General features: G+C 58.2%; 11 protein-coding genes and 1 pseudogene. 7 read left to right on the top strand and 5 right to left on the bottom strand.

Annotated features, from left to right (window positions below; translation table 11 throughout):
- The 3 genes from HF921_RS11170 to HF921_RS11160 form a co-directional block, all read right to left on the bottom strand.
- Positions 1-774 (bottom strand): ATP-dependent helicase (locus tag HF921_RS11170; RefSeq protein ID WP_226834528.1); only part of this gene is annotated, 774 nt, incomplete at its 3' end.
- 29 nt (positions 775-803) lie between these two features.
- Complete coding sequence (gene lgt, locus HF921_RS11165) at positions 804-1,622, bottom strand: prolipoprotein diacylglyceryl transferase (RefSeq protein ID WP_215892407.1); 819 nt, start codon at positions 1,620-1,622, stop codon at positions 804-806.
- A gap of 71 nt (positions 1,623-1,693) precedes the next feature.
- A complete protein-coding gene (locus HF921_RS11160; RefSeq protein ID WP_064219336.1) occupies positions 1,694-2,725 on the bottom strand; it encodes an agmatine deiminase family protein in 1,032 nt (343 codons plus the stop codon).
- Between the two features lie 87 nt (positions 2,726-2,812).
- Between HF921_RS11160 and HF921_RS11155 the strand changes: the two genes are divergently transcribed.
- From HF921_RS11155 to HF921_RS11145, 3 genes are read left to right on the top strand one after another with little or no spacing between them, the layout of a single operon-like run.
- Positions 2,813-3,526 (top strand): pseudouridine synthase, encoded by a 714-nt coding sequence (locus HF921_RS11155; protein ID WP_064219335.1) that lies wholly within the window; start codon positions 2,813-2,815, stop codon positions 3,524-3,526.
- A complete protein-coding gene (locus HF921_RS11150) occupies positions 3,523-3,972 on the top strand; it encodes an NUDIX hydrolase (protein ID WP_064219334.1) in 450 nt (149 codons plus the stop codon). Before HF921_RS11155 ends, HF921_RS11150 begins: the two co-directional genes overlap by 4 nt.
- A gap of 57 nt (positions 3,973-4,029) precedes the next feature.
- Positions 4,030-4,530: an RNA pyrophosphohydrolase gene (locus tag HF921_RS11145; protein WP_081258089.1), complete on the top strand. Its 501-nt coding sequence runs from the start codon at positions 4,030-4,032 to the stop codon at positions 4,528-4,530.
- A 110-nt stretch (positions 4,531-4,640) separates the two neighbouring features.
- Here HF921_RS11145 and HF921_RS11140 read toward each other — a convergent pair.
- Together HF921_RS11140 and HF921_RS11135 are read right to left on the bottom strand one after the other, a co-directional pair.
- A pseudogene (locus HF921_RS11140) lies at positions 4,641-5,723 on the bottom strand (putative glycoside hydrolase); the annotation flags it as partial.
- A gap of 102 nt (positions 5,724-5,825) precedes the next feature.
- Positions 5,826-6,086, bottom strand: a complete 261-nt coding sequence (locus HF921_RS11135; protein ID WP_226834526.1) for a polysaccharide deacetylase family protein — start codon at positions 6,084-6,086, stop codon at positions 5,826-5,828.
- A 543-nt stretch (positions 6,087-6,629) separates the two neighbouring features.
- Between HF921_RS11135 and HF921_RS11130 the strand changes: the two genes are divergently transcribed.
- From HF921_RS11130 to HF921_RS11115, 4 genes are all read left to right on the top strand, one after another.
- Positions 6,630-6,890: a DUF4160 domain-containing protein gene (locus HF921_RS11130; protein WP_215860140.1), complete on the top strand. Its 261-nt coding sequence runs from the start codon at positions 6,630-6,632 to the stop codon at positions 6,888-6,890.
- Positions 6,891-6,931: 41 nt separating this feature from the next.
- Positions 6,932-7,177 carry a DUF2442 domain-containing protein gene (locus HF921_RS11125; protein WP_288021464.1) on the top strand — a complete coding sequence of 82 codons (246 nt, stop codon included), beginning with the start codon at positions 6,932-6,934 and terminating at the stop codon, positions 7,175-7,177.
- Between the two features lie 47 nt (positions 7,178-7,224).
- Positions 7,225-7,596 (top strand): type II toxin-antitoxin system HigB family toxin, encoded by a 372-nt coding sequence (locus tag HF921_RS11120; protein WP_215893824.1) that lies wholly within the window; start codon positions 7,225-7,227, stop codon positions 7,594-7,596.
- An 11-nt stretch (positions 7,597-7,607) separates the two neighbouring features.
- A partial coding sequence (locus HF921_RS11115; protein ID WP_215893823.1) for a helix-turn-helix domain-containing protein occupies positions 7,608-7,977 on the top strand: 370 nt, incomplete at its 3' end.

Genomic DNA, 7,977 nt, shown 5'->3' with positions numbered 1-7,977 from the left:
TCGATGCAGGTTGTCGGCAGCCGCACCCCGCCAGGAGTAGATGCTCTGGTCATCATCTCCCACCGCCGTCAGGTTGTGACGGGTGCCCAGCAGCGTTTGCACCAGGCGGTACTGCGCCCCATTGCTGTCCTGATATTCATCCACCAGCAGGTAGCGGATGCGGTCCTGCCAGTCGTGGCGGGCTTCTGCGTGGTCTTGCAGCAGGCGGGTGGGCAGGAGGATGAGATCATCCAGATCCACCGCGTTGCAGGCACTGAGGGAGCGCTGATATGGCGCGTATATGTTGGCGGCCTCCTGACCGAGACGGTCATCCGCATGCGCTTCCTCGGGGAAGAAACCGTCATTCTTGAAGCGGGAGATACGTGCCTGAATGGCTTCGGCGAGATCGCTGGGGCCGCTCGCCTCGCGCAGCAGGTTGCGCACCATGCCTAAGCTGTCGCCAGGGTCAATGACGCTGAAGTTGCCGCGATAACCCAGGCGCTCGATGTCTTTGCGCAGGATTTGCAGGCCGAGATGATGAAAGGTGGAGACCATCAGACCCCGGCTGTTATGGCCCTGCAAAGCCTCCGCGACGCGGTTTTTCATCTCGCGGGCGGCCTTGTTGGTGAAGGTCACGGCGCAGATGTGACGGGGGGCTATCTGTTGCTCGCGGATGAGATGGACGATTTTCTGCGTGATGACCCGTGTCTTGCCCGAGCCGGCCCCGGCCAGCACCAGCAAGGGGCCGTGAATGTGTTTTACCGCTTCCTGCTGTGGCGGGTTGAGCTCAGCCATGGGCATTATGCAGAGGTGATCTGCGGCAGCTAATTATCGGCTGCCAGTGTGGTTTTGGGTGATTCGGCGAACCCGCCCTTATAGGCCCACCAGATTACCAGCGGACCGAGAATAATCATGGGTACGGATAAGACCTGACCCATGGTGTAGGGACCGAAGACAAAGCCCAACTGAATATCCGGCTGCCGCGTATACTCCACGAGGAAACGGAAGATGCCATAAAAGAGGACAAACATGCCACCGACGGCACCGGCAGGACGCGCTTTACGGCTGTAGACAGCCAGAATCAGCAGGAGCAGGACGCCTTCCAGCAGAAATTCATAGAGTTGCGAGGGCTGCCGGGGTTGCGGACCACCGGCGGGGAAAACCATGGCCCAGGGGAGATCGCTGACACGACCGAAAAGTTGATCGTTGATGAAATTGGCGAGACGTCCCAGACCCAACCCGATAGGTACGGCCGGCGCGATGAAGTCCAGCGTAGGCAGAAAGGCATGTTGTTGATGGAGTCGCGCAAATGCCCAGCAGGCGATGACGACGCCCAGGAGGCCGCCGTGAAAGGACATGCCGCCATCCCAGATGGCCAGCATTTTCACGGGATTGGTGAGGTAATAGGGGAGGTTGTACCAGAGCACATAGCCCACCCTGCCACCCAGAATAGCGCCGACGGCCACATAAAATTCCAGGTCGACGACCTGCTCTTTGCGCCAGTTCCAGTGCGCCATGCGGCCGCGCCGGATGAGCCAGACGGTGGCTATGACAAAACTGATGATTTCCAGCAGTCCGTACCAATGAATGGTGATGGGGCCGAGCTGGAAGCCAACGGTATTGATATCCGGAAAGTGGAGCATGGGATCCTCGCAATTTTAGGCCACGATGGCGGAGCGATGCGCTTCTGTCAAGGTATGGCACAGTATGGGCTTTAACGCGGCAACTGCATGGTGACGCAGTGCAGACTGCCGTGCTGACGGGCCAACTCGCCGCAGGGGACCGGGATCACTTCCCGGTCAGGGAAGATGTGTTGCAGACGTTCTTGTGCAATGTGGTCGGCGGGGTCGTCATAGGTGGGCAACAGGACGGCGGCGTTGAGGATGAGAAAGTTGGCATAGGTCAGGGGGAGACGGTTGCCCTCTTCGTCAAACTGCGCTTGCGCCCAGGGCAGAGGGATCAGGTGGTAGTTCTCGCCGTTACGGTTGCGGCAGGCGCTGAGCTCCGCAGCCATCTGCTGGAGTGGGGCGAAATGACTGTCGTCGGGGTCATCGCAACTCTGGTAGGCGATGGTGTGCGGGTTGCAGAAGCGGGCGAGAGTGTCGATATGGGCATCCGTGTCATCGCCTTCCAGATGACCGCTGTGCAGCCAGAGAATGCGTTCTACGCCGAGCTGGGCGCGGAGGGCGTCCTCGATCTGCGCCGCTGACCATTGCGGGTTGCGGTTGGGCGAGAGCAGGCAGGCGCTGGTGGTCAGCAGGGTGCCCGCGCCGTCCACTTCAATACTGCCGCCCTCCAGAACCATCCCGGAAATCTCCAGTGCCGCGTTTCCGTAAGCGCCTTGGGCATGCAGGTGGCGGGTAATCTGGTTATCCAGGTCGGCGCGGAATTTGAGGCCCCAGGCATTGAAGGCGAAGTCCATCAGTTTACGCTGACCGGCAGGGTTCTGCAGGATGAGGGGACCGTGATCGCGGGTCCAGGAATCATTGCTGGGAACGGTGTGGAGATGGCAGCGCGCGAGATCGGCACCGGCGTGCCGCAGATATGTCTTGCAGACCTTGATGCTGGTCGTGTCATGGCAGGCAATGAGTACCTCTTCGCGGAAGCTGATTTCACGGGCAATCCTGGCGAATACTGGCAGCACCGCCTCCAGGCGCGGCGCCCAGTCGCTATCGGGGTGCGGCCAGGTAAGTTGTACCGCGTGTTGCGGGGCCCATTCCGGGGGTAGGGTATATTCGGTCGTCATGATGCATTCCGCTCCACATGATTATGACGTGATCATAGTGGTTTAAAGGCTTTTCGTCAGCCTGTCCCACAGGCTAAACTACGCCCTATGCAAAAATCCGCCGAACGCATTGATCATTTACTGTCTCGCCTGGGATATTGCAGCCGTTCCGAAGTGCGTGATCTATTGCGCGAGGGGCGGGTGCGCGTGGCCGGAGAATTGTTGCGCAAAGCCTCTGCCAAAGTGGATGCGGCGCTGGTCTGGGTGGATGAGGAGCCTATTGATCACCCCCATGCCCTCTATCTGCTCTATCACAAACCTTTGGGCAAGGTTTGTGCTCACGATGATCCGCGCGCCATCTATCAGGATTTTCCCTTGCGCTGGCGCTACCGGCGACCGTCGCTGAGCAGTGTCGGGCGTCTGGACCGCGAGACTAGCGGTGTCTTGCTGCTCACCGATGATGGGGATTGGCTGCACCACTGGACGAGCCCGCGCCGCGCCATTCCCCGGGTGTATCGGGTGACCCTGCAGGAGCCGTTGCGGGGCGATGCGGCGGATATCCTGGCTGCGGGAACTCTGATGCTGGAAGGTGAAGAGACTCCGTGTCGTCCCGCAGCAATGCAGCACCTGACAGATCAGGAGATCTTGCTGACCCTGACGGAGGGGCGATACCATGAGGTTCGGCGGATGTTTGCCGCTCTGGATAATCTGGTGCTGACCCTGCAGCGAGAGGCCTTCGGCCCTTTTGTGCTGGGCGATCTGCCTCCCGGGCAATGGCGTGAACTCACGGAACCAGAGCGTACGATGGAGAAAGTCCCATGATCTGGGCGCCGCATGTGACGGTAGCCGCTGTTGTAGAGGAGAACGGCCGTTTTCTGCTCGTGGAAGAGATGGTGGGGGGGCGGCGCTGCTTCAATCAGCCTGCCGGCCACTGGGACCCCGGTGAAACGCTGTTGGATGCAGTGGTCCGCGAGACCCTGGAGGAAACGGGCTACACCTTCCAGCCGGAATATCTGACGGGCGTTTATCACTGGGAATTTCCTGAGAAAAACCTGACTTACCTGCGCTTTGCTTTCGGGGGGCGCCTTGGCCCCCGAGACATGAGCCGTGCCCTGGATGCGGGCATTATCGGTCCAGCCTGGTTGACTCCGGGGGAAGTGGTGGCGCGCCGAGGGGAGATGCGCAGCGTCATGGTGCAGCGCTGTATGGCCGATTATCAGGCGGGCAAACGCTATCCACTGGATCTGCTGCACGCGGGAGTGGACTGACGCGGACCCGTCTGCGTGCTATATTGCGACATAAACGCATCGGCAGAGACGATGAACATGATAGACGCGGACGGCTATCGCCCCAATGTGGGCATGATTATTTGTAACGAACACAATCAGGTGTTGTGGGCCAAACGCCGGGGTGAAAATGCCTGGCAGTTCCCCCAGGGCGGCATTGATTATGCGGAAACGCCGGAACAGGCGATGTTTCGTGAGCTGGAAGAAGAAGTGGGGACCGCCAAGGTCTGTATTCTTGGCCGGACGCGGGGCTGGTTGCGCTACGAAGTGCCCTGTGCCCGTCACCGCACCTCGCGGCGCCGTTATCGTGGGCAGAAGCAGATATGGTTTTTACTTCGTTTTGAAGGCGAAGAAGCGGAAATTAACCTGCGCACCCAGCAGCCGGAGTTTGAGGACTGGCGCTGGGTGGATTACTGGATGCCGGTGAATGAAATCATTGCCTTCAAGCGCCGCGTGTACTGGCAGGCTTTGCAGGAGTTGGCGCCGTTGATCAACATGGACCCGCCGCCCATGACGAATCCCTGCGGCCCCGCGGGCTGACACCCGGTCGGTGGGGCCAGCCCCGACTTCGACGGGAGTCCTGCCGTAGTATAGACATTACGGGGGTTCCACAGCATCCATCCGTCCGATCCGAAAGTCTGCGCCGCATCGATCTGTGCCGCGATCTCCTCGCCCCCGAAGGGTTTCCCGCCAAAGGCGTAATCACGAAATGCCTGCAGCCAGGGGCGGAAGCGCACGGCCGGCAACCCCGTTCTTTCCTCGGCCTTGCGCAGCGAGCGGTAAACTATTTGGTGCGGATGGAGAACGGGGTTGGGGTAGCCGGGGATACCGTACTGAAAACCCGATGGATAGAGCATGGGAGAGATATAATCGACCTGCTGCGCCATCTCCTCCAGGTTTTGGCCGATCCCGGTGTCGTTGCGGTTCCAGATCACATAACCAAAAATATCCGCAGAAAGAAAGACATTGTATGGGATCAAGCGCTTGCGGGCCTCCGCGAGAAATCCGGAAATTGCCGAGACTCGGCTTTCCTGGGTACTCGACCGGGAAAACGCCAGGCCCTTGGCGTCGGGAAAGCGGACGTAGTCGAACTGGATTTCGTCGAAGCCGTCCTTGGCGGCCTCGACGGCGACGTCGATGTTGTAATCCCATACCTGCTTGCTGAAAGGATCGGTCCAGGCGAGGCCCTCCCGATCCCTCCAGATGGCACCGCCCGCGGTCCTGACGGCCAGATCCGGTCGCGCCAATGCGAGGACGTTGTCCTTGAAAACCACGATCCTGGCAATGGTGTAGATGCCTTCTTTGTGCAAATCGTCCATTAGTCGCTTGATATGTTTAATGGTGATAATTTTTTGGGCGCCTATCTCCGTGGCCAGAGGAATGTCGGTCTTGTACGCAATCATTCCCCGGTCGTTTTTCACATCGATCACTACGGCGTTGAGGTCTGTCTTGCCGATGATATCAAGAGCGGATTCCCGCAGACGCGTGTTGGCCGCTCCGTAGGAAGACAAATAAAGGGCCTTGGGTTTGAAAGGCGCGAGGGATAGGGTTTCATCCTCCTTGAGATCTCCGACGGGGACCTCGCGGCGACTGTAGCCGTAGGCCCTGAGGCCAAGCACGGTTCCTTGCCCGCTGATCTGAAAATGGCCATCCTGGACCGTGCGTACGACCGAATCACCCAAGGTTACAAATGCCCCTGGGATCGGTTTGCACGTCAAGGCGTCCACGACCATCCCGCTGTAGGCGGCAGCGTTCCCCGAGACGAGCAACAAGACTGCAAGTAACGAAGCGCATATGTTTTTTATGTTTTTATAACCCTTCACAACTCACCTCGTTTATCTGGTGTCCGTGGTCAACAGTCTTCCCAATGTCTTGCCCGTATCCTGGTCCGTGACCAGATAGCGCGGGAGGGCCATCACGTTATCCGATGGCCCGGCAGGCGACCTTACCATGGTGAAGGCGGCGATATATCCCGCCGTCGCGGCACTCTTGATCAGATCCTCATCATAGATCCCGAAGGGCCAGGCGAGCATGTCCACCTTGATCCCCAGTTCCTGATCGAGCTTCGCCCTGGATTTTTCCAACTGCATGGCCACGAACTTCTCGTATGCCTGGGGGGAAAGGCGTTTCTTTTCTATCTTGAAGTTCGAAAGACACCATTTGCCAAACAATACGCATGCCTGGTTTTTCGGTCCGCTGCGCCCTGTCGACCTGGAGAAACAACCCCGACTTCCCAAGTTCCATGCGCTCGCCTTCAAAAATCGTCCGGGGCCGCTGCTGGATAGATACTATCAGTTCTCCAGCCTGTCCGAGCCTTCGGCTCGCCGGATCGACCCCCTTCGGGGACTACGTCCCCCCATGCCTGCGGCATCGGCTCTCCCTTTATTGTTATTCAACGGAGCAAGGGCGTCGAGAAATGCCCCAGAATCTGTTTTGATGCATTGAGGTGGTTTTGCCAGCGTCCTTTGCGTGCGCTGTAGGGCAAATTTGAGGCCTTTACGGTGGCTTCTGCGCGGGAATTCATATCGTACATCATATTGCCGGAGTGATGGATCTGCCTTATGCTTTGTCACAGATGGCTTGATGATCAAAAAGCCGCGATGATGTGCAATCGACTGTGGCCATGATGGATTTTTCGCATGCCTACCATTAGCATGTTTTACGGTGTCTTGATTCAGATGTTCTGGCAGGATCATGCACCGCCACACTTTCATGCCCTGTACGGGGAATATGAGGTGCTCATAAACATCCGTACGTTGGAGGTTATCCAGGGCGATATGCCCAGACGGGCGCTGGCTTTAGTGTTGGAATGGGCACAGGAGCATCGGGCTGAACTTATGGAGAATTGGGAGCTATGCACACACAACCAGTCACTCAAAAAAATTCATCCGCTACCTTAGTACCGCCCATCATCCCGAAAGCACCATGGCGCGTGGCTTCCGTGCGCGCGCTCGACGGATACCGGCTGCATGTCCGCTTTGTGGATGGTACAGAGGGCGAGGTCTGGATGGATGCCCTGATTCATAGCCCAGGTGCGGGCGTTTTTGGATGCCTCTCAGAGCCCAAGGTGTTCAGCGCCGTAGGTCTGGAACATGGGGTGGTGACCTGGCCAGAGGAACTAGACCTGGCACCAGACGCTATGTATGACGCCATTAAAGCGCATGGAAAGTGGGTGTTGGGTGGCTGACATTACCTTTTTGTCGCAAGAAAGCACTATGTAGTGCCGGATCGGGTATGGCCCAGGCCACGACGCCCACGAATCCGCCTATTGTCTTCGGTTATCCTCGTTCCCGAGATGGGAGCAATGTGAAGCGGCATGCGCGTCATTTTGTTACGGGCCTTGCGGGAATTCTGGGAGATTCACCCCCTGCCGGGGAACCTTTACATGCCTGGTATGCCATCGCCAGTCGTGCCCATTGGACAAATCCCGCAGACATCAAAGCGGCTTACCGGAGCGCGAGCTTTTTGCCGGGGAATCGAGTGGTATTCAACATCAAGGGTGATAGTTATCGGCTGATCGTCGCTATCCATTACGACCGTTTATTGTATATCCGTTTCGTCAGCACCCATGCGGAATATGACCGCTTCGACGCCCGCACTATCTGAGGAGTCAATCCATGGAAATCAAAGCCATTCATGATGAGTGCGACTATACGGCGGCTCTGACCCTGATAGATCGCCTGTGGGATGCCCCAGCGGGCAGCCCGGAAAGTGACCAGTTGGAAGTGATCGCCATACTCATTGCAGACTATGAGCGGCGGCAGCACCCCATTGATGATCCCGATCCTGTTGCCCTGCTGGAGCATGTCATGGAGGCCCGCAGTCTCTCCCGTAAAGATCTCGAACCCTGCATTGGCTCTCGGGCACGGGTTTCTGAAGTGCTGAACCGACGGCGGCCACTCACCCTGGAAATGATTCGCCGCCTGTCAGAGCAACTGGATTTACCCGCCGAAATACTGGTGCGCCCCTATCCGACCCGATCCCACG

Source organism: Acidithiobacillus ferriphilus (genome assembly GCF_018854775.1).
Classification (GTDB): domain Bacteria; phylum Pseudomonadota; class Gammaproteobacteria; order Acidithiobacillales; family Acidithiobacillaceae; genus Acidithiobacillus; species Acidithiobacillus ferriphilus.
Note: the sequence above shows the minus strand (reverse complement) of the source record. Positions and strands in the feature narration are given on the sequence as shown.

Coding starts and splice junctions, on each gene's coding strand:
- HF921_RS11155 (WP_064219335.1), top strand. CDS start 2,813: ATGCAAAAATCCGCCGAACGCATTGATCATTTACTGTCTCGCCTGGGA.
- HF921_RS11145 (WP_081258089.1), top strand. CDS start 4,030: ATGATAGACGCGGACGGCTATCGCCCCAATGTGGGCATGATTATTTGT.
- HF921_RS11150 (WP_064219334.1), top strand. CDS start 3,523: ATGATCTGGGCGCCGCATGTGACGGTAGCCGCTGTTGTAGAGGAGAAC.
- HF921_RS11130 (WP_215860140.1), top strand. CDS start 6,630: ATGCCTACCATTAGCATGTTTTACGGTGTCTTGATTCAGATGTTCTGG.
- lgt (WP_215892407.1), bottom strand. CDS start 1,622: ATGCTCCACTTTCCGGATATCAATACCGTTGGCTTCCAGCTCGGCCCC.
- HF921_RS11160 (WP_064219336.1), bottom strand. CDS start 2,725: ATGACGACCGAATATACCCTACCCCCGGAATGGGCCCCGCAACACGCG.
- HF921_RS11120 (WP_215893824.1), top strand. CDS start 7,225: ATGGCCCAGGCCACGACGCCCACGAATCCGCCTATTGTCTTCGGTTAT.